The sequence below is a fragment of the Streptomyces sp. NBC_01750 genome, from assembly GCF_035918095.1.
Classification (GTDB): Bacteria; Actinomycetota; Actinomycetes; order Streptomycetales; family Streptomycetaceae; genus Streptomyces.
In genome coordinates this window covers 8713346-8734547 of sequence record NZ_CP109137.1, presented here as the reverse complement: position 1 = coordinate 8734547, position 21202 = coordinate 8713346, and the positions used below count along the sequence as shown (strand labels likewise).

The window sequence follows — 21202 nt, the reverse complement described above, 5'->3', positions numbered from 1 at the left end:
AGGACACGCCGCAGCAACTCGGGATCGGTCGGTCAGGCGCTGGGCCGGCGCGGACAGCAACCCCTCTTGGATGTCCGGTTGGCCCACGGCGCCGAAGACGGCCTCGCCACTGGCACGGCCGAACTCGCCGGCGATGCCAGCCTCTAGCCGCTGACAGGCACAGATGACGGACGGCTGGGCACCGATCGCCACAGCCACCGCCACCGAAGGAGTGGTTGCGATCTTGAACAGCTCCGAGACCGACGCGTAGTCAGCTGCACCAGGCACCTGCCAGGGGGTGCACGAGGCCATGGCCTCTTTCAGCGACGTCACGACAAGCGCACTCGCGCGATGAGGGGCGCGTCCGCGATGGGCGCACGAGCCCCTGAATCGCGCACGTTCAATGGCGAGGAGAAGGTGCGAGGGCAGTGCAAACACAATCCACGGCGAATCGCCACGGCACGGAACCGGTGCAGACGCCCCAGGCGAGAGGCAACGGTTCCGACAACGGCGGTACCGAGCCGGGCAATACCGATCCGGGCCCCGCGCGTGCAGGTGGAGGGCGTCGCCCGTACAGGGGCAGCAACCATGCGGAGTTCGCCCCGAGTAACTGGAGTGTGCGTACCCAGCTGGTGGCTGTGGTGCTCATCCCGATCATCGTCACGCTCGTACTCGGCGGTCTGCGGATCGGCTCGGCCGTGCAGAACGCACAGGACGTCAACAACGTCCGCCAGCTCGTTCGTACCCTCGACAAGGGCACGGGGCTGTTGGAGGAGCTTGAGGACGAACGCGATCTCACCGCGCTCTACGTTGCGGCCGGGCGTAGGGGCGACACGAGCCGGCTGGACACTCAGCGCTCCCAGGTCGACGCGGCGCTCGCCCGGGTCCGTACCGAGGTCGCCCATGTCCACCGCGGGACGAACCCCGTCCTGGCCACCCGGCTCGCGGTGCTCAACGCCTCTGGCGGGAAAGTGGCGTCACTGCGCGACACGGCAGCCCGCTCGAAAATGCGCTTGCTGCCCGTGGTCAACGCATACACGGAGTTGATCACCGAGCTCACCGACGCCCTTGACCTTCTCACGCCGGACATCGCCCACCAGACCCTTGCCGTGAGGGCCGGTGCGCTCGAGACCTTCGCACAGGCCACGGAGGCAGCCTCCCGGCAACGCGCGCTGCTCGGCGGGGTGCTGACCCAGGCACACTTCGATTCGAGCGAGGCCCAGGGCCTGACCCTCGCCAGCCGGCAGCAACAGGCGTTGATCGGCGAGTTCCGGTCCGACGCGCCGCCGGCCCAGCGTCAGTTCTACGAGCGCACCGTCACCGAAAGGGACGTCAACAAGGTTGAGATGCTCCAGAAGCAGGTGCTCGCCCGGCATGGCACCAGCCGCCTCCGCCTCGACGCCGGCGAGCGGTTCGACACCATGACGAGCAAGCTCGAGCTGATGCGCCTGGTCGAGAAGCGGCTCGTCGGATCGGTCGAAGACGAGAGCTCGCGCGAGCAGCACCAGGCCGAGCGCTCAGTGTTCATCACCTCGCTCGTCGTGCTGCTGATCCTCCTGCTCACGTTCGGTGTGACGCACGTCGTCATGCAGTCGATTGTCGGCCCGCTGCACACCCTGCGCGCCTCCGCGCTCGATATCACGGAACGCCGCCTGCCCGAGGTGGTCCGGCTGTTGCGGGGCTCCGGCGACACGCAACTGGAGGCCATCAAGGTCGAGCCCGCGGGCATCAACTCGGTCGACGAGATCGGCCGTGTCGCCCAGGCGTTCGACGAAGTCCATCGCGACTCCGTACGGCTGACGTTCGAGCAAGCGCAACTGCGAGGCCGCATCAACGCGATGTTCGTCAACCTCTCGCAGCGCAGCCAGTACCTCGTGGAACGGCAGCTGGAGCTGATCGACCATCTGGAGAACGGCGAGCAGGACCCCGACCTGCTCGCCAGCCTCTTCAAGATCGACCACCTGGCCACCCGCATGCGCCGCAATGGGGAAAACCTACTCGTCCTCGCGGGCGAGGAGGCGGGCCGCCGCTGGAGTGCCCCAGTCCGGCTCGTGGATGTCCTCCGGGCCGCCACCAGTGAGGTCGAGCAGTACCAGCGTGTGCAGCTACGCGGACTGGTGACCGCGGACGTCGACGGCCGGGCAGTGAACGACATCGTTCACCTCATCGCAGAGCTGCTGGAGAACGCGACCACGTTCTCCTCTCCGGACACCGAGGTGCTCGTCAGGAGCCAGCTGCTGTCCGGCGGCGGCGCGACGGTCGAAATCCAGGACAGCGGCATCGGCATGACCGCAAAGGACCTTGAGGAGGCCAACGACAGGCTCCTGAACCCGCCAGTCGTCGACGTCTCGGTGGCGCGGCGCATGGGTGTGTTCGTCGTCGGCCAGCTCTCCGCCCGCCACGGCATACGCGTCCAGCTCCGCAGTTCATCCACTCGCGGCATCACAGCAGTGGTCATGCTGCCCCAGAAGGTGGTCCGGGAACACGGAGATCACATGGATCCTCCCGGACTGTCAGCCAGGTACGACCCGGAAGGACGCCTCACCGGCTGGCGCAACTACGACACAACCGAGCAACTCGACGAGAGCACGCTGACCAAACGCGCGTACCGGACACGCCGTACCGGCACCCGCCTGGCCGGCAAGGAGTAAGGGCGCTACCGCGACCCTCTCCGCGCCATGGGGCCGTAACGCGGCACCGCGTCCTGGACACGTCCATGTCCGGTGACAGGCTCAACATTGAGGACGGGTTGCTCAACTCGGAGGCCGTCGAGTCTGAGCAGCCCCGGCGGCGGCACGCCGCCCTGTCGGTACCGGCCCCCACCGAGCTCACCGGATGCTGGTGAGTTGCTCGGCCGTGGCCGCTCCGGAGAGGAGTCCGCACATGGCCCTCAAGAGCGTGACCGACGACTCGTTCGAGGCGGAGGCCTCAGGAGCGACAAGCCTGTCCTCGTCGACTTCTGGGCAGCCTGGTGCGGTCCCTGCCGACAGCTGGCGCCGTCGCTGGAGAAGATTGCCGAGGAATACGGCGACAAGATCGAGATCGTCAAGCTCAACATCAGGTCGACGTGTACAAGCTGGCCGAAGAGGTCACGGCCGGTCTGAAGGGCATGGACATCCCGCTGCGTGTGGCCGTCATGGGGTGCGTGGTGAACGGCCCCGGCGAGGCCAGGGAAGCGGACCTCGGTGTCGCCTCCGGCAACGGCAAGGGGCAGATCTTCGTCAAAGGCCAGGTCGTCAGGACCGTCCCCGAGTCGAAGATCGTCGAGACGCTCATCGAGGAGGCGTTCAAGCTCGCCGAGCTGATGCGGCAGGACGAAGACGACGACTCTTCCGAGGCCGCCCCCTCCGCCGGGCAGGAGAGCGCCAAGTGAGCACACCGACCACCGTCAAACAGCTCGACCGGGTCGTGATCCGCTTCGCCGGTGACTCCGGCGACGGCATGCGGCTGACCGGCGACCGGTTCACGCCGGAGACGGCCGGCTTCGGCAACGACCTGTCGACGCTGCCGAACTTCCCCGCCGAGATCCGCGCCCCCGCAGCACCTTGCCCGGAGTCTCGTCGTTCCAGGTGCACTTCGCCGACCACGACATCATCACCCCCGGCGACGCCCCGGACGTCCTGGTCGCGATGAACCCGGCCGCGCTCAAGGCCAACCTGGCCGATCTGCCGCGCGGCGCCGAAGTCATCGCCGACACCGACGAGTTCACCCGGCGCGCCCTCGCGAAGGTGGGCTGGAGCACCAGCCCGCTGGACGACGCCACGCTGGAGGCGTACCGGGTGCACCCGGTGGCGCTGACCACGCTGACCGTCGAGGCGCTCAAGGACTCGGGGCTCACCCGCAAGGACGCGGAGCGGGCGAAGAACATGTTCGCGCTGGGCTGCTGTCCTGGATGTACCACCGGCCCACCGAGGGCACCGAGAAGTTCCTGCGCACCAAGTTCGCCAAGAATCCGGAGCTGCCCGAGGCCAACATGACCGCCTTCCGGGCGGGCTGTAACTACGGCGAGACCACCGAGTCGTTCGCCGTCTCCTACGAGGTCGCCCCGGCGAAGCGCGCCTTCACCCCGGGCCGCCACCGCAACATCTCCGGCAACCTGGCCCTCGCCCTGGGCCTGGTGGCCGCCGCCGAGCGCGCGCAGCTGCCCCGGTTCCTCGGCTCGTACCCGATCACCCCGGCCTCGGACATCCTGCACGAGCTGTCGCGGCACAAGAACTTCGGTGTGCGCACGTTCCAGGCGGAGGACGAGATCGCCGACATCGGCGCCGCCTTCGGCGGGTCGCTGGCGGTGACGACGACGTCCGGGCCGGGCGTGGCCCTCAAGTCGGAGACCATCGGTCTCGCCGTCTCCCTCGAACTCCCCCTCCTGGTCGTCGGCATCCAGCTCGGCGGCCCCTCGACCGGCCTGCCGACCAAGACCGAGCAGGCGGATCTCCTCCAGGCGATGTACGGCCGCAACGGCGGGGCCCCGGTGCCGGTGATCGCCCCGCACACCCCGGCCGACTGCTTCGACGCGGCCCTGGAGGCGGCGCGGATCGCGCTGACCTACCGCACCCCGGTGTTCCTGCTCTCCGACGGCTACCTCGCCAACGGCTCCGAGCCCTGGCACATCCCCGACGTGGCCGAACTGCCCGATCTGCGCGTGGAGTTCGCCACCGCACCGAACCGCCCCGACGGCTCCTTCTGGCCGTACCTGCGCGACCCCGAGACCCTGGCCCGCCCCTGGGCGCCGCCGGGCACCCCGGGCCTGGAACACCGCATCGGCGGCATGGAGATAGAGGACGGCACGGGCAACATCTCCTATGACCCCGCCAACCACGACTTCGTGTCCGCACCCGCCAGGCCAAGATCGACGGCATCGCCGTACCCGACCTGGAGGTCGACGACCCGTCAGGCGACGCCTGGCTGCTGGTGCTGGGCTGGGGTCGACGTAGGGGCCGATCACCGCGGCCGGCCCGAGACGAAGACGATGTTCTCGCGCGCAATGCCCAGCTCCGGCATTCCTCACCGACCTGGGAGACGGCGGTGGTGAAGCGCTCGGTATGCAGGCGGGTGGCATCGCGCAGGGCGCCGTCCTCATCGATCCGCTGTCGCCGGTATGCCACGACCAGGGCAACCAGAGCACCGGCCCCGGCGACCACTCCGAAAGACAGTTTCACCAGGTCGAAAACGTGCTTGGGGTGAGCCGGCGCTCGGGCTTGAGGCCCTGAGCGCCGAGCAGGTCCCACCCGGCGAAGACCACCGCGGCGATCGCGGTGGCGAAAGTCAGAATGAGGACGGTGCCGACGGGCCAAAGGCATTAGCCGCGCCGTTCGGCCCGGCGCCGAGGCAGGTTCGAGGTCACACACCGCAGGACAGTTCAGACACCCGGGCTGGTTGCAGCCAGCTGCGTGTCTATCTGGCCGGACACGTCGGCGGCCAGGCCGGGCTGCACACTCCTCCCCGGCCTGCCTACAGGCCGAGTGCGCCGATTCACCGTCCAGCGTGCAGGAGTGCGGGCCGCGTCGCTTATGGTCCGCACTCGGCCCGCTCGGCACCGGATGACGAACCGCATCCCGTCCACCGAGGCGAGCCCATGCCTGGGCGAGGCGGATGGATACCCGGGCTCTGGATCAGCGTGGCGTTCCGTCCGGCTCCCCCGCGCAGTGTTCCGGGCCGGCGGTGGTGGTCGGTCGGCCCGGAGACATGGTGGCCGTGGGGTCAGCTGTCCTTCTTGTTGGTGTGGGTGTCGTCGAAGCGGGCGTTGGACTTGTGGAAGCCCTTGCTGCGTTCGATGGTCTTTGTCTTCTCCTTGATGATGATGGTGCCGTCGGGGCGGATGATCGTGGTGCGCTTGGTGACGGTGGTCTTCTTGGTGCCCTTGCCGGGCTTGTCTTTCTTCTTGAACCCGTCCTTGTGGTGGTCGTCGTGCTGGTTGCTGATCTTGGTGGTGTGGGGGGCCGGGGCGGCGTGGGCGGTGGAGGAGAGCATGGCCCCTCCGGCGGCGAGGGCGGTGGTGGCGGTGATGACGGCCAGGCGCTGGGTCCGAGTGGTGCGGATCATGGTGCTCTCCTTGAGGTGAGGGGGTGGGGGGTTCAGGTGGTCCGGCTGCTCCGGTGAACCCGTGCATCCAGTAAGCCCTGAACCGGGCAGACCGGTCATGACCCTGCATTTCGGGACTTGACGGACGAGAGGGGCCCTGATAGCGGCCAGACTCCGTCGGCACGGCCCGGGGAGCGGCCGGCACCCCCGTACGTGCTGGGGGCTGCGGTGCGGGTGGTGCGGTACGCGTCGCGGTGGGAGCAGGTGTGCGGGCGGCACGGGCGGTACGGGGCGGTACGGGGCGGTGGCGGCTGGACGCGGACGCCGGCCTTTCTCACAGCACACCGGCAGGCACATGCCCCGCTCCCTGCCGGCGGTCGGGCCACCTGGTGGCCCCCGCGCCTTCACCAGAGGGTCCCCACAGCAGGACTACCGGCAAAACCACAGGTCAGCGCATTTCGTTGGCAGCTCACCATGCTCGGTCCCGTGGGGCGCCCTGTCCGTGATCAGCAACGGCGCCGGCGACGGCCCTTCTGCCTGGCATCCACGCCAGGAACCGGTGCCCGTCCACGAGCGCAGGTCAGAAAAGCTTCCTCCCCAGCACAGGCTGGGGGGACGGACCGGGAATCCACGGGAGCGCCGATGATCCAGGCGTGCCGTCACAGGCGCTCGGCATGCCACTGGCCGACGAGGTCCCGGTAGAGCGGAGACTGGTCGAGCATCTGTTCATGGGTTCCCAGTGCGGCGTGGACGCCGTCGAGCACGAGGACCCGGTCGGCTCGCTGGGCCGAACTGATGCGGTGGGCCACCACGATCACAGTGCCGGGCCGCGCGGCGAATGCCGCCTCGGCCTGTGCCTCGGCTGCCGGATCGAGGTGGCAGGTCGCCTCATCGAGCAGTATCAGCCGTGCGGGCGAAAGATGGGCCCGGGCCAGGGCGATGAGCTGGCACTCGCCGGGCGACAACGCGGCAGGGTCGGCCACTGCGTCGTATCCGCCCAGGCGCCGGATCAGCGGGGCGGCTCCGACCGCTTCGGCGGAGTGGCGCATAGCCGTTGCCGATACTCCGCCGGGGCACAGATATTGCAGGTTCTCGCGCAGCGTTCCGCTGAAGACGTACGCCTGCTGGGGAATGAGCACCCGGAGCCGGGACGGTTCGCCGGACGCACTCATCCGTGCCGCTTCCCCGTGAACCCGTACCTGTCCCTGGCCGGGGGTGAGCAGGCCGGCGATGAGCGCGGTCAGGGTGGACTTGCCGATGCCGCTGGGGCCGACGACGGCGAGGTACTCTCCGGGCGCGATGGTGAGGCTGAGGTCGCGCAGCACCGGCTGGGCGTCGCTTCGGTAGGCGAACGTCAGCGTGCGCAGTTCGACTGCCGGCGCTTGCCGACCGTCGGTGTGATGCACGAAGTCGGAGTCGGTGACTGCTGCCGAGGTGAGCGGATCCGGATAGGTTCCGGCCGTCAGCCGGTCGAGGACGACAAGCAGTCTCGTCCCTGCGGCTCCCAGGGCCTGCACCAGCGTGTGCAGCGCCGGCAGGAGCGCCTGCATGAGGTAGGTCAATGCGCCGGCCAGGGTGCCGGCCGTGACTCCTTGCCGCAGGAGCCATGGGGCCGCGGCCAGCAGCAGAACGACCGGGAGCTGTCCTGCCACCGCCAGGGCCAGGGTGCGGGCGGCCGCCCATCGGGCGAGGGCCCGGGCCGTGCGTGCCTCGTTCTCGATCAGAGCACAGGTGAGGTCGCGTGCCTGCGCCGTGGCCCCGCAGGCCACCACGTCGCGCAGGCCCTGCGCCAGAGCTCCCGTCTGCGCTGCCAGGGCTTCGTCGGCGCGCAGGAAGTCGCGCTGGCAGGCTGCCATGGGGATGAGCGTGGCGGTGAACAGGAGCAGCCCGAGAACGAGAGGCGGCACGACGACCAGCAGGAGCTGCGGAGCCAGCGAGGCCAGACCCGCCAGCGCACCAGCTGTGGTGAAGAGAAAAGACCGGGCGACCAGCACCAGGCCGGCGAAACTGTCGCGTGCGATTTCGGTCTGATGCGTCAGCCTCGAGACAACGGCGCTGTCCGCGCTGCGCGCGACCCCCGCCATCGCCTCGGCCAGCGCTTTCGACGTCACCCTGCGGATCAGTGCGTCCCGCAGGGGTTCGACAAGCTCGGCAAGGCCGCCGAAGACTCCTCGGGTGGCCAGACCGCCCGCGAGGGCGGCGACAGCGGCAAGAGCCAGCCACAGCAGTCCGGTGCCCGGGCGGCCGGCGAGGAACCCCTGGTCCAACGACTTTGCGACGCTGTAACCGCCGACGAAGGTCTGCAGGGATTCCAGGAGAGACCAGCTTCCCAGAGTCCGCAGTACCCGCTTGCGGCGGCCCAGAAAGCGCAGCGCCTGTGGCAGGATCCGCCCGCCCGTCATGAGTCCGGGTCCCTCGTCGGGGACTCTTCAGGGCCGGCGAACACCGCACGGTAGCCGGCGTACTCCCACAGGCGTTCGTGCGGACCCACCGCGCGGATCCGGCCTTTCTCCATCCAGGCGACGAGATCGGCGCGCGCCGCGGTGGAGACACGGTGGGCTATCAGCAGGCGGGTCCCTGGGTGTACATCGCGCACCAGGGCCCGTCCCACGTGAAGTTCCGTGACGCTGTCGAGACTGGAGGTGGCGTCATCGAGCACGAGCAGGCGACCGGCGTGAGCGAAGGCCCGCGCCAGCCCCAGTCGTTGGAGTTCTCCGCCGGACAGGGGAACCTGAAGGAGCCGGGCCCCGTAGCGGCCGGGCAGCAGCTGTACGAACGTGTGGGCCCCGGCCGCGCGGGCTGCTTTTTCGATGTGGCGGGGGCTGAGCGCATCCGGTCCGAAAGCGATGGCAGCGCCGACGGTTTCGCCGAACAGGACCGGACGTTCGAAGGCGTAGCCGGTTTCCCTGCGCAGGTGCGCAGGGTCGACTTCGGTCAGCGGCACTCCGTCGAGCAGTACCTGGCCGGCGTCGGGGTCGGTCAGGCGGCCCGCCAGGGCGGCAAGCGTCGACTTCCCGGCGCCGGAGCGGCCGACGATGGCCATGGTCGTCCCGCCGGGGACGGTCAGATCGACGTCGTGCAGTACGGGTGCTCCGTTACGGATGACGGTGACGCCCCGCAGCTCCAGGCGGCCCGGTCCCCCCTCCGGCAACGGGCGCCGCCCCTGCCGCACCGGGGGGACGGACAGGACTTCGGCGGTGCGGCGGGCAGCGGAACGGCTGCGCAGGAGAGCGTTGAGTTGTCCGGTGACCGCGCCCAGGCCGGCGGCGAGGTTGGTGTAGGCGGCTGCGGCGAGGAGCCGGCCGACGCTCAGGTTTCCGTCAACGAGCCGGATCCCGCCCACGGCGACCACAAGCGTGATCAGCAGCGGCACCAGGATGCTGCTGCCGGCTGCGGCGTGGCCGTACACCTGCCACATGCGTCGTCCCTGTGCGCTCAGGGCCTCAAGGGGTGCCAGGATGCGCGCGCGTTCCCTTTTTGCGGTTCCTGCGGCAGCGATGGTGCGCGCACCGCCGAGGGCCTCCACGAGGCGGGACGCGATGGTGGCCTGGATGCGCTGGTACTGCGTGATGCTGTCGGAGGAATGGCGTGTGAAGGCGCGCAGCAGCAGAAGCAGGAGGGGAGCTCCGGCCAGGAAGGCGGCTGCCAGCCAGAGATCGGTGAGCGCCAGCGCGGCCAGGCCGCCGAGCGGAGCCAGGAGCGAGGCGGCGCCGGCGGCCACGGTCACGGGGGCTGTGCCGGCGTCAGCGGCGTTACCGGTCAGGCGGGTGACGAGATCACCCACGGTGAACTGGTCGGCGGCGCGACGCGGCTCGAGGCTCAGAAGATGTTCGATGCCCCGGCGCCGGATGCGTGCGGTGCTGCGCGCACTGGTCACGCCGCTCAGGTACGCCACGAGAGCGTCGGAGAGGACTTCGGTGAGGATCAGGAGCGCGCACAGCACGACAGCGCGGTGCAGGCCTGCCGCCCCGTTCAGGGTGCGGTCCAGTGCGATGCCGAGCGCGGCCGGAAGCGCGAGGGTCGCGGCGGCGGATGCGGCGCTGAAGACAAGCACGGCCGTGACGTGGCCGGCACTGTGGCGGGCTGCGTCGACCAGCACATGGCGGGCACGGGCGGCCGGTGCGGGTTGCCTGGCAGGCGAGCGGTGGGTGAGGGCCATAGGTGTGCGGTCCTCGTCTTCGTGGCAGGGGCGGGTCGGAGCGCAGTGGCCCCGGCGGTGCGTCAGCCGGGGCCACTGCGGTCATTTCACGGGGTGTTCAGACCCCGTAGGCGACAGCTCAGTTACACGTGGTGATGCTGAGGCTGCTGTCGCCGCACAGCAGCAGGCTCGCGCGGCTGCCGCCGGTGCCGAGCTCGCCGGTGATCTCGCTGGTGGGGGTTTCCATCATCTGCAGGTCGAGAAGGGTCATGGTCGTGTTCCTCTCAATTGGGGACGGTTCTTTCCTTGCGGCTCCCCGAAGGGAGCCGGTTCTAGGGCCGCCTCGGCGGCGGGAGGAAGGGCAGGTGCACGGGAGTCTCGTGCAGGGCGCTGCCCAGGGCGAGCAAGCAGCCGGCGGTGCCGGTGCTCAGATCCATGGAGAGACGCATCATCTGCTCCCCCGCGAAGGCCAGTTGGCCCTGGTAGGGGATGGCGCCCCAGGAGAGTGAGTCGATCTGGCGGCGCACATCGGCGTCATGTGTGCCGGGGCCCGCGGCCGTGGTACGGCTCAGATGCAGCACCATGCCCGCGGCTCCGCGGAACAGGCCGGGCTGGGCGTAGAACTTGGCCTGTGCAGCCCGGACTATGTCCTGTCGTGCCTGTTCGAACTGTTCGTCACGGCGGTGCAGGAGGTAGTCGTCGAGGACCATACCGATTCCGACGCTGCCGGCTCCGAGGTACGGCATGGTCCGCCAGCCTTCGCTGACCTGGAGGGTGCCGCCGGCGCTGCGGACGCAGCGTTCCAGGTCGCGGCGCAGGGCGTCGGCCGCAAGGTCCAACAGGGCACGGTCGCCGGTTCGTTCGTAAAGGCGCACGAAGAGCAGCGCCGTTCCGCTGGCGCCGTGCAGAAGTCCGGCGCGGGTGGCGACAGGTTCAGCGGAAGGACCTGTCGCGGGTGAGGCGACCTTGTCGGCTATCAGTTGCGCGCACTGCAGTGCCTTGCCGTGCAGGGTGTGCTCGCCGGTGGACGTGGCCAGGGAGTCCAGGGCGAGTGCGAGACCTGCCAGGCCGCTGTGCAAGTCGGGCGCGATGTCATGCCAGGGCCCTGAGGTGAGGGTGTCGACCAGGTCGAGTGCTTGTTCCCGATGCCCGAGCCGGTCGAGTACCCACGCGATGCCGGACAGTCCGTCGTAGAACCCCAGCGGTGTGCCGGAGGCGGAGGACTTGGTGGCCCGCAGCAGCCACTCCTCGGCCGCCGGACAACGCTGCGCGCCGGTCTCGGCCAACGCGTACAGGACTCCTGCCGCTCCATAGGAGAAGCAGGCACCACCGGCCGAGTTGGCGAACTGGGCGATGTCTCCGGGGAAGAAACGGTCCTCACGTTCCGGTGTGGCCGACGCGATGATGGCCCCTGCCATGGAGTCCCGGCTGCGCGGCCAGTCCGCAAGCCGCACGGGCAGGTACTCGGCCCCTTCCCCCTGTACTTCCGGGCCCGCTGGGCCGGGTGACGTCATCGGGAGGCCCCGCTGGATTTCCGCAACGGCCTCTTGGAGGAAGGCCGGCGGTACGGGGAACTGTTCCCCGGCGATCCGAGCCAGATGGCCGGCCTTGGCACGGTCCACCGCAAACAGACTCGTCAGCGGGAGGAACAACGCCAGACGCAGGCACGCCAGGGCATACCGATCGACGTCGAATCCCCTGCGGTCGGCGGGAGCGACGAACCCCGGGTTGGCGACCACCTGCCGCCGTGTCACGTCGTCGATGGCGGCGGCCTCAAAGTCCAGGAGCACCACCGAGGATTCGTCCTCGGACAGCATGATGTTGAACAGGTGCAGATCGTTGAAGACCACGCCCCGGGAGTGAACAGCCTCCACGGCTTCCTCGACGAGACGGTAGATCCGCATCGCCCAGTGTGTGTACTCGGCGAGCTTTTCCGTACTGGGGTCGGCCTCGATGAGCGGGTGCCGGTGGGCGAAGAAGTTGTTCAGAGGCCGCCCCTCGATGTACTCCATGACAAGAAAGGAGTGCTCTCCGAGGGCGAACCAGTCCAGTACCTCAGGGGTGCAGGCGAGTCCGGCCAGTCTCTGCAGAGCGTCGCGTTCACGCTCGAGACGAGCAACGGCGTCCGCTCCGTCGGCAGCAAGGCCCGCATGTGGCCTGCCCTCCTTCAGGACCACCTGCCGACCCGTGCGCACATCCCGGCCGACGTACACGCCGCCGCCGTTGGAAAAGTGCAGCGCGCGCTCGAACCGGTAAGGGACATCAGCGACCGTGGTCGAGGCGCGGGCCGCCACATGCGGTTCGAGGAACGCCGGGAGAGTGACCCACGGGGGGACATGGAAGGTCGGGTCCCGGCGATCGGGCACCAACTGCCCTTGTGCGTCCGACACCGCGGGAACCAACTCGCCGCTCTCGTCATAGCAGTACCGCTCGGTGAAGCTGCCGTAGCGCACGTAGACCGGACCGGTGCTCAAACGCAGATCGCTGAGGATGACCGGACCGGGTTCGCCGGCGAGGAGCTCGTCCAGGTCCTCAGCGAGAGTACGGAACTCCTCCTCGTCGGCCGGATAGACCGTGAGGAACTTTCCGCTGGCGGCGCGATTCGCGTATTTCGCGTTACGGGAATGGAGCAAGTACCGGCTCGGCATGCATTTGAAGGCGACAGAACGTGGGACGCAGTAATCCCACACAGTCCCGAGGATCTTCTCCGCGTTGTCCAGACACGCGGAGACGTGGATCTTCCATCCCTGGCTGGGGAGTTCCCGCTCCAAGGGGCGGAAGGCCAGCCAGTCACCGGAACGGTGCCTTTGCCACCCCTCTGGCAGGTCGCGCCCCGTAACCGGGTACGGGGCACCGCTGCTTGCACCATCAGACGCCCGCCGGTACGGCGCGTCGTAGAAATGACGGCTGACATCACAGAATGCGGCGTACCCCTTGTTCATCAGACTCCTTCGGCTGGTGACACAGAGACGCTGTCACGTAGCCGCGAGCCGGAACAGTCACACTTGTCACGCAACAAGCATGCGGAACGCACGAGTAACACATCATCAAGCATCGATCTCAAAGTCGTGGAAGGACACCGAGGGGCGTTCAGCCGGGCGCCGGGACGCCCGTGGGCTCCCCGGCGGGTGCGGAACGGCAGCGGCGCACCAGCGGCCGTCGTGCGCAACGTACGGCCTGCAGCCGGCGGGGTCCCCCAGCAAGAATGCCGGAGCCCCCACCCGCAGCCGCCCCAAACTCACAAGAGCCGCCGAAGGCCTCCAGCGCGCCATCGGCAGCCCCGGACAGACCCGTCCACCCAGCGCCTGCATGCCGACAAGGCCCAGGGCCAATGCCGTTGCGTTGGATCCGGACTTACGCTGCTATCCGGTGCGGGTGCGGTTCATCGCCCACCGCCTGGACGGCGTCCCTGGGCCGGTCGGGACGGTTACCGCCTGGTTGCCGACCTGACGACCTCCGGGCCACAGAAGCCGGACAGGTAGCCCCTCTCCCCCGGGTCGGAACCCGCATCCGCCGCCCCCAACTCCTCGGCGGCCTCATCAACGCATACCAACAGGCAGCCTGAACCTGCCCACGCAAACAACCTGATCACCGGCCCAAACTGGGGTTTTCAGGCGGGACAGGATCTCCAGGAGCAGGTCCGGTCGAAGAGCCAGTCGCGCCGGTAGCCGGCCAGCAGATACCAACTCCGCTTCGGGCTGCTGCGGCCACCAATGCCCCCAGCTCGCCGACACGCCGCATATCGGCAGACCGCGGTTCAAGCAGGGGGTTGGTTGCGGTGTTCCTCGTAGACTTCGCCCAGACGATCCCGAAGCCGCGCATGGCGGAACTGGTAGACCGCGCCGGGCTGGCGCAGCACGCCTCGCCGGTAGGCGTCGTCCAGGAAAGCGTTCACTGCCCACGGCAGTCGCCCCGTCAGGGGCAGCCAGATGCGGGCCAGGAGCACCCATCGGCCCCAAGCGGTCAAAGTGCCGACCCCGAGCCCGACCGTGAGCCCGGCCGCGAGCCCGGTCGACAGCCCGATTACGAATCCGTTCACGAGCCAGATCGTGATCCCGTACCCGAGCCCGATCACGAGCCCGACCGCGACCAGTTGGGTGAGCACGGTGGTGCGGTTTGTGTTCAACAGCTCCGACGGGCTGACGGAGGTTTTTCTCTCGATGACAGCCTCGAGCCCGGCCATGAGCGCGAGCGTGAGTCCGACCGCGAGCCCGAGTGCGATCCCGATCACGAGCCCGTTCCCGAAAACCAGCGCGATCGCGAGCACGGGATAACCCAGGAGAACCCAATAGGCCGCGAGTCCGAGGCCGAACACGACTCCGAATACGAGGCCTCCCGCGAGCCCGCCGCGAACTCTGGGGAGGAAGCTCTCCCGCACCTTCTTTGTCCCGCCGCGGATCTGTATGTGCATGCGCGACGGCTCGAATACCGGGCCGCCGACCTTGAGCTTCGCGGCGAATCCCTGTATGAGCCCGAATGCCAGCCCGATCCCGAGCCCATTCAGAGGAATGTCAACGACTCCCTCCGTGAGCCACCACGCAGGCCCGTACACGAGCCCAACCGTGGCCGCGTACACGATCCCGATCATGAGCCCGGACAGAATTCCGACAGCGACTCCGACCACGAGCATCTGCGAGGAGAGCTTCATGCTGGTTCCCAGCCGCCACCATTCCACGTCATGTGTCTTGAGCTGTCTCAGGTGCGCGGCGAGGTAGCCGAGCCAGTGCCGGGCGAGTTCGGGGTCCCAGCGCCGCTGTTCCGCCACGGGTCGGTTGCTGAGAAAGCGCGCGTAGGCGGTGGGGATGAAGTTGTCCAGGAGATGGTCTTCAAGGGCTTTTCGGGTGCCCAGCTCGATGTCCAGCAGCTCCGACGGGTTGCGGTCGGATTCGTAGACGGTGCGGGCAAGTGTGACCATCAGCGGTGTTGTCAGCACGGCGGCGAGATTGGCGCCGGCTGGTGTGTGGGGACGGCAGCTCAACTCGCTCAGGACGTACTGCCACCCGGTCGGGGTAGTGGTGTCCGTGCCGCCGGAGAGGGTCGTATCGGTGGCGTGCAGCAAGTAGTTGACGGAGTCATCCAGGGTGAGGTCGCTCAATTCGATACCGACGGCGCAGGGAACAACCTTGGTTGCCTTCACGGCGGCTTCGAGTTCGGCGTGGCGACTGGTCACCAGCAGCGGCAGGGTGGCGGCGTTGAGTGCTCTCAGCGCGGGTCCGCGCAGACCGTTGGCGATCTCGTCGAACCCGTCCAGGATCGGTAGGACGTAGCCGGCACCGACCAGCGCGGCGGCCCACGTCGATCCGTTGGGGCTGCCTCCGGCCAGAAAGGGCTGGTCCCGCTCCAACTGGCTGATCAACCAGTCCCGCAGTGGGGTGGTGGTGGGATTCCACGATCCGAGGCTGAAGATCACCGGTACCGGTGCTGTGTCGGTTGGAGTGCGCGCCTTCAGCCGGGCCAGTGCGAAACGGAGGATCAGGATGCTCTTCCCCGAGCCTGCCCCGCCCAGCACCATCAGCCAGCCGGACTCGGTCCGCTCGAAGACCGCCGCGATCTCATCCAGCTGACCGGCCAGGTCGAGCGGGGGAGCATCCGTCGCCTCTGCCGGGGCGTTGCGGTTGCTGTCCCGGCGGCCGGGCGCCTTCGGAGGTACCAATCGCCAGTGCACAGGCAGCGGGCGCGGATCCCGTAGCCGCTGTTGTTCCTCCTCACGATGCAAACCGTCGCTGACCTTCTGCGCGAGCAGATATGCCTTGTCGGCCAGCGCATCCTCGACAGAGCTACGCCTGGCGCGGACCGCCCGCACAAGCTGATCGACCATCTCGGCCAGCGTGTCCTCGGCGGAGATCCCTCCGGCGTTGATGAGCACATTGACCGCGTTGTCGCCGGTGCTCGCGATGCCCGAGTTGCCACCGTCGACCTTGATCGACCGGTCGCCGCCCGGCCGGTCAGGGGTATGCACAGCGGGGTCCAGCTCCTGGGGGCCTGGCCCGACGCTCACCGGTGCAGGGTGTTCGTCGCGCCCTCACCGGTCGAGATGATCCCGGAGTTGTCTCCGCCGATGGCGACGCTGTGGGCACCGCCGGCCTGGACGGCCGGACGCTCCCGCAGCAGCGCCGACAGTTCAGCAGCGAGCTCCGGGGTGTCCCTCAGTAGCTCCCGCAGCGCATCCCTGAACTCTGTGCGCCGAGAGGCCAGCGTGTTCGGGGCCGCGTCCGCCAGGTTGGTGACGGCGGCTCGAACCGGGTCGGCGTCGGCGCTGCGGTGCAGGATCCTGTTGAGCAATCGCTGCCCCAGCCGCACCGTCGCCCCGGCCGCTTCATCCTCGGCCCTGGTCAGTACGGAGACGCCGTAGGCGCCCACCGCCGCTGCGACTGCCGACACGATTTGGCCGAGCAGTAAATCGATCTCGGGCAAAGGTGTTCCTCCTGTCGCGCACCGCGCATTCAGGAGCTCATGGTAGCCACACCGGCACCTTCGATCAGCGGTTCGGCCACGAAATTGATCCCAAGCCAGTTCCGCTCCGGGACGGTTGATGGGCATTCCGTGGGACCACGCCTGGGGCTGGTGGACCGGGTGGTCGCCGCGCGCGGCCGGACCGAGCCGCGAAGCGTCCCCATATCCACCCGCCAAGACAGACCAAGCCGTATCGCAACGGCATTGGGCTTGGGGCATCCCCCATCAGCGGACATGGTTGCGGGTCGACGGGGTTGAGGGACTGAAGCCGGAGCAGACGGAGAAACACGGGTCGGAGCAGGGACCTCCGACTCGCCGACCGAGGCAACGTCTTGTGGTGGTGAGATGAATACAGCCCAGCTTCCGCCGGTTCTGGTGGTTCTCCCGGACGGCCAGGAGCTCAACGGCCTCCTCCACGCACGGCTGCAGACGCAGCGGGCGTGGATGTACCAGGTCGGCCTGCCGACATGGCAGGCGACGACGGACCAATGGGTGGAACCCGCCCAGTACGTGGTCTGGGTTCCCGCCGACTATGTCCGCCTGCTGGAAGGCATCGTCTACGACGACATTCTGGCACAGGGGTTGGCGCCGGCCGTCGACGCGCCGACGCAGGGACTGGAGCCGGTGCCCGCCGCCACCCCCGTCGTGGAGGCCGTGGAGGGCGCGGGAGCGTGGAGGATCGAGCGGCTCCCGCGTGAGCGTGGCCGGCCTGGATGGAACGTGGTGCACGTCCATGACTGCGAAGACGCGGACGACGGTGACATCCTCGACCTCGACCAGGCGCTGAGCGTGGTCAGGCAGCCAGGCACGAGGGTGTGCACGAAGTGCGGCGCCGCCGAAACTCTCCCACCCCTGATGTAGCCGCTGGTGCAACCCGGGCCCGACTCCCGGCGTGGCGCTGCCCGATGGGCTGATTTCTCCGGCCGGCCGCCCTTCTTGGTCTGGCAGGCCGGGATGGGCAGCCGGGGTTCGAGCACGGCCCATTCGGCGTTGGTGGTGTCGGAGGGGTAGCAGCGGCGCCTGGCGGTGGCATATCGGGCTCGGCAGACAAGGTCGGAGCCGGTGGCGACCGCGCTATTTGGTGTCCGGGGCGGATCAGCGTCTGTGGCTCCGGCCGGACCAGCCGCTGCCTGTCCCCGCGACGTGCAGGGCCGGCAGTGTCAGCCCAATCAGCATGACGTTGCTGGAAGTGAAGACGTCGTTCATCGCGAGGTGGAATCGGGCAGGGACGGTGGCCTGGCTCCGCGACCGGCTCGGGCGCCGGATCCGCACCGACCTGGGCCGGTGCCCCTACCCGGTGACGCTGATCATCGACTCGCAGTCGTCGTCACACAGCTGGGCCAGCACCAGCACCGCGGCCAGGAACCCGATCACGGGCCCCAGCCGCTCCGCCTCCGCGCGGGCGTGGTCCAGTGAGATCGCCCCGGTGCCGATCACCACGGCGGCGGCCGGGACCGCCACGACCGCCTCCGGCCAGCCCCACGGGCGCACCACCGCACAAGCCAGCACCGCCAGCAGCAAGACGACGGACAGGGCCTCCGCGAGCGAGGTGTTCAGGATCGGGCACCCCCGGACCGATAGCGGAATCGACCCTTCATCGAACCAGACCCGTTCCCTGACTGACAGCGGCCGCCGGTAGAGATCCCCCGAACCTCGCGGGCGGCAGAGACACCAGCACGGACTCTGAAAACCACGCAGGTCAAGCGGCCTGCGGCAGAGAGTACGGGGAGGCGTCGCGGCGAGTGGCGGGCTGGGCTTTGCGGAAGTGAGGCGTCGGCTCATGAGCCTGATCGCAACCCGGGTGATGAGGGATCTGCTCATCTCGGGGAGGCGTTCGTGGTCGCGGCAGCGGCGGTCCCGCATGATCCGCGACCATGTGCGTTCCACTACCCACCTGCGGGAAAGGACGACGAGGCCATCCGCGCCGGGTGGGCGGTGGAACCGGTGGGCGGCCACCGTGGCCGACGTCGTCAAGCGGCCTCCGGCAGTGCACGCTCAAACGCGTCCGGTCGGCAGGCGTCCGATCATCGAGCTGGAGCCCACCGACCATCCCCTCGCGGTCGAACAGCGCACTGGCACCAGGCAGGGCAGGCAGCAGTGACACATCAGGGCGTGGGTGCCGGCGATGCGGCCTCCCATGCAAACCCGTCCGGGTCGGTGAAAGGCCCGGCATCGCCGCCGATCATGAGCCGGTGCGATCCGGTGCCGTCGGGAGAGACGCCGGCGTCCTTGGCCAGGGCACGGCGCCTGTACAGCGCCAGCTTGACGGGACCCGACCCAGCAGCGAACTCGACGTACATGCGGCCGAAGCTCTTCGCCACGGCAAGGCCTTGATCGACGTAGAACCGCTTGCTCGCAGCCACGTCAGCGACGCCCAGCAGGAGCACGATCTCGTCGACCTCCCGGGTGGCAGGGCCGGTGTCCTTCTTCGCCGAGGTCGCGACCTTCCAGATCGTCCCGTCCGGGGCCTGCACGACACCGCCGTAGCCCCAGAGCGACTTCGCGGCGGGCTTCAGCGGCGTGGCGCCGGCCTCGAGGGCGGCGTCGATAAGGCTGTTGACGGTGGCCGGCTGGGACACCGTGAGCGACAGCGTGAAACCACGGAAGCCGGTTGTGGGTGCCTCCGAGGCCCGCAGGTGTATCTGCGTGTCCAAACCGAAGGCGGCGGTGTAGAAGCGGTTGGCGGCCGTGGGGTCGGCCACGTCGAGGGTGACGGATTCGATGGATGCCATGGCCATCACGCTAGTTGCGGCTCGGTGCCCGGCGCTTCTTGATTCCTGATCGGTCTTGTCACCTGTTTCGCCACGCACGGCGGCATCCCCGCCGCAGCGCCGGTTGCGCGGCGTCGGTAGGCGCTGGGCGGCATGCCGACCAGCTCGGTGAAGCGGGTGCTGAAGGTGCCCAGCGATGAGCAGCCGACCGCGAAGCAGACGTCGGTGACGCTGAGGTCGCCACGACGCAGCAGCGCCGTCGCGCGCTCGATGCGACGCGTCATCAGGTACGCGTACGGCGACTCGCCGTACGCCAGCCGGAACTGGCGGCTGAGGTGCCCGGCGGACATGTTCACGCCGCGGGCGAGCGCCTCGACGTTCAGCGGCTGCGCGTACTCCCGGTCGATCCGGTCGCGGACGCGGCGCAGTCGCGCGAGGTCACTCAGGCGCTGCGCCGTGGCGCGTGCGTGCCCCCACGAGGGGTTACACATGAGAGAACTCCCTTTCATCGATGTCTGCGGGCACCTGCGTGGCATGCCGAGGTAGGCGGCGAGGTGCTCGATCGCGATGACCGGCTTGCCGGAGTCGACGAGCCGGTCGAGCAGACCGAGCAACTGCTTGACGTCGGCGCGCCGGAGGCCGGTGGTCGGCTCGACGAGGATATAGACGCCGCCCTTGTGGGCGGCAGGCCTGCGCGCCTCGGTCTCGGCAGCCGACATGGCGAGCACCTGCGATGGTGCGGCCGCCGAGGGGGTGGTCGAGGACAGCAGCCTCGACGCACCGGCCGCCGCATTCTTCGCAGGTGGTCGCGACGCCGGCCATCATGGCCGGATCGATGACCGGACGGCTCAGCGAAGCTCCTGGATGCGGACCAGGTTGCCCGCGGGATCGCGGAAGGCGCAGTCGCGGATGCCGTACGGCTGCTCGGTCGGCTCCTGGACGACCTCAGCGTCGCCGGCCTGCAGCTTCTCGAAAGTGCCGTCGAGGTCCCGGGTGGCCAGCAGGATCCAGCCGTAGGTGCCCTTGGCCATCATCTCGGCGATGGTGCTGCGCTCGTCCTCGGTGATGCCGGGGTCGGCGGCCGGCGGCGCCAGGAGGATGGACGTGCCGGGCTGGCCGACGGGGCCGACCGTGATCCAGCGCATCTTGCCCTGCCCGACGTCGTTGCGGACCTCGAAGCCGAGAGCGTCGCGATAGAAAGCCAGGGACGCGTCCGGGTCGTCATGCGGGAGGAAGCTCGTGTGAATGGTGATGTCCATGACGATTATGCTAGGTGCGGCTCCATGACCCGCGCTTCTCGATTCCTGATCGATCTGGCCACCCGTTTCGCCACACGCGGTCGCATTCCCGCGTCGCGCGCCGCCTGGCGCCGCGTCGCCCAGGATCTCCAACTGGCGTAAGCACACACATCAGCACCTCCTGGACGGGCCCCACCTGCGCCCGGTGGCACGTGATCCCCGAGCCGCCCGTCTCAGCCACCGGAGCGCCGGTCATCCAGGCCTCCGAGGCCGGAGTGTCGCGGCAGGCCGCCGGGCACGGGCGGGCTTGGGTAGGCCCATGACAACCGGAGAACGGCATGCCGGCTGGCTCGAGCTCTTCTACGACCTGATGTTCGTTGCATTCGTCGCCCAGTTGGCCCGTCCGCTCGCCGGCAGTCCCAGCATCGGCCGCCGCGCTGCGCGCTGACAATGCTGGCGCCGTTCGCTCCCGCGTGGTGGCTGTGGGTGTCCTCCACCCTCAACACCAACCTGTTCGGCGAGGGCGGCCCGGAACGCCGGATCTCCGTGCTCGGCCAGATGACGGCGGAGCGCCCGCCCTGTGAACTCGGCCGACCGCCGGCAACGCCCTCACTGACCTGGCTTTGTCTGCGAGTCCTGACACCGGTTGCCGATCGGCGGCG

At 68.9% G+C, this 21202-nt stretch carries 14 protein-coding genes and 5 pseudogenes; 7 read left to right on the top strand and 12 right to left on the bottom strand.

The features are described from left to right. The first annotated feature begins 596 nt into the window (after window positions 1-596). The 4 genes and pseudogenes from OG966_RS39380 to OG966_RS39365 form a co-directional block, all read left to right on the top strand. Complete coding sequence (locus OG966_RS39380; protein ID WP_326651877.1) at window positions 597-2630, top strand: sensor histidine kinase; 2034 nt, start codon at window positions 597-599, stop codon at window positions 2628-2630. 232 nt (window positions 2631-2862) lie between these two features. Next, window positions 2863-3038: pseudogene (locus OG966_RS39375) on the top strand (thioredoxin family protein); the annotation flags it as partial. Continuing rightward, window positions 3038-3352, top strand: a pseudogene (locus OG966_RS39370) (flavodoxin-dependent (E)-4-hydroxy-3-methylbut-2-enyl-diphosphate synthase); the annotation flags it as partial. The pseudogenes OG966_RS39375 and OG966_RS39370, both read left to right, overlap by 1 nt. After that, a pseudogene (locus OG966_RS39365) lies at window positions 3349-4989 on the top strand (2-oxoacid:acceptor oxidoreductase subunit alpha); the annotation flags it as partial. The pseudogenes OG966_RS39370 and OG966_RS39365, both read left to right, overlap by 4 nt. 690 nt (window positions 4990-5679) lie before the next feature. Here the strand turns inward: OG966_RS39365 and OG966_RS39360 are convergent. The 7 genes from OG966_RS39360 to OG966_RS39330 form a co-directional block, all read right to left on the bottom strand. Next, a complete protein-coding gene (locus OG966_RS39360) occupies window positions 5680-6021 on the bottom strand; it encodes a hypothetical protein (protein ID WP_326654924.1) in 342 nt (113 codons plus the stop codon). Window positions 6022-6659: 638 nt separating this feature from the next. Next, window positions 6660-8402 (bottom strand): ABC transporter ATP-binding protein, encoded by a 1743-nt coding sequence (locus OG966_RS39355; RefSeq protein ID WP_326654923.1) that lies wholly within the window; start codon window positions 8400-8402, stop codon window positions 6660-6662. Next, complete coding sequence (locus tag OG966_RS39350; protein WP_326654921.1) at window positions 8399-10159, bottom strand: ABC transporter ATP-binding protein; 1761 nt, start codon at window positions 10157-10159, stop codon at window positions 8399-8401. The genes OG966_RS39355 and OG966_RS39350 overlap by 4 nt, the downstream gene beginning before the upstream one ends. A gap of 118 nt (window positions 10160-10277) precedes the next feature. Continuing rightward, window positions 10278-10409 carry a SapB/AmfS family lanthipeptide gene (locus tag OG966_RS39345; protein WP_326654920.1) on the bottom strand — a complete coding sequence of 44 codons (132 nt, stop codon included), beginning with the start codon at window positions 10407-10409 and terminating at the stop codon, window positions 10278-10280. Between the two features lie 61 nt (window positions 10410-10470). Beyond that, entirely contained in the window at window positions 10471-13080 is a 2610-nt protein-coding gene (gene lanKC / locus OG966_RS39340; RefSeq protein WP_326654919.1) for a class III lanthionine synthetase LanKC, read from the bottom strand. An 815-nt stretch (window positions 13081-13895) separates the two neighbouring features. Beyond that, window positions 13896-16136, bottom strand: coding sequence for an NACHT domain-containing protein (locus OG966_RS39335; protein ID WP_326654918.1), 2241 nt, complete (start codon window positions 16134-16136; stop codon window positions 13896-13898). Then, entirely contained in the window at window positions 16133-16552 is a 420-nt protein-coding gene (locus OG966_RS39330) for a hypothetical protein (RefSeq protein ID WP_326654917.1), read from the bottom strand. Before OG966_RS39330 ends, OG966_RS39335 begins: the two co-directional genes overlap by 4 nt. A gap of 384 nt (window positions 16553-16936) precedes the next feature. Between OG966_RS39330 and OG966_RS39325 the strand changes: the two genes are divergently transcribed. Beyond that, entirely contained in the window at window positions 16937-17452 is a 516-nt protein-coding gene (locus OG966_RS39325; protein ID WP_326654916.1) for a DUF6233 domain-containing protein, read from the top strand. A gap of 429 nt (window positions 17453-17881) precedes the next feature. Here OG966_RS39325 and OG966_RS39315 read toward each other — a convergent pair whose 3' ends face one another. Then, window positions 17882-18085 carry a hypothetical protein gene (locus tag OG966_RS39315; RefSeq protein ID WP_326654915.1) on the bottom strand — a complete coding sequence of 68 codons (204 nt, stop codon included), beginning with the start codon at window positions 18083-18085 and terminating at the stop codon, window positions 17882-17884. A 505-nt stretch (window positions 18086-18590) separates the two neighbouring features. Between OG966_RS39315 and OG966_RS39310 the strand changes: the two are divergent. Further along, window positions 18591-18692 (top strand): annotated as a pseudogene (locus tag OG966_RS39310) (DUF2199 domain-containing protein); the annotation flags it as partial. Between the two features lie 4 nt (window positions 18693-18696). Here OG966_RS39310 and OG966_RS39305 read toward each other — a convergent pair. The 4 genes and pseudogenes from OG966_RS39305 to OG966_RS39290 all read right to left on the bottom strand — a co-directional run bounded on the left by OG966_RS39305 (window position 18697) and on the right by OG966_RS39290 (window position 20561). Next, window positions 18697-19323: a glyoxalase gene (locus OG966_RS39305; RefSeq protein WP_326654914.1), complete on the bottom strand. Its 627-nt coding sequence runs from the start codon at window positions 19321-19323 to the stop codon at window positions 18697-18699. Window positions 19324-19328: 5 nt separating this feature from the next. Further along, window positions 19329-19793: a helix-turn-helix transcriptional regulator gene (locus tag OG966_RS39300; RefSeq protein ID WP_326655546.1), complete on the bottom strand. Its 465-nt coding sequence runs from the start codon at window positions 19791-19793 to the stop codon at window positions 19329-19331. 48 nt (window positions 19794-19841) lie between these two features. Then, window positions 19842-20136 (bottom strand): annotated as a pseudogene (locus OG966_RS39295) (excinuclease ABC subunit UvrA); the annotation flags it as partial. A gap of 14 nt (window positions 20137-20150) precedes the next feature. After that, window positions 20151-20561 carry a VOC family protein gene (locus OG966_RS39290; RefSeq protein WP_326654913.1) on the bottom strand — a complete coding sequence of 137 codons (411 nt, stop codon included), beginning with the start codon at window positions 20559-20561 and terminating at the stop codon, window positions 20151-20153. 298 nt (window positions 20562-20859) lie between these two features. Between OG966_RS39290 and OG966_RS39285 the strand changes: the two genes are divergently transcribed. Next, on the top strand, window positions 20860-20988 hold the full coding sequence (locus OG966_RS39285; protein ID WP_326654912.1) for a hypothetical protein: 129 nt from the start codon (window positions 20860-20862) through the stop codon (window positions 20986-20988). The last annotated feature ends 214 nt before the right edge of the window (window positions 20989-21202 follow it).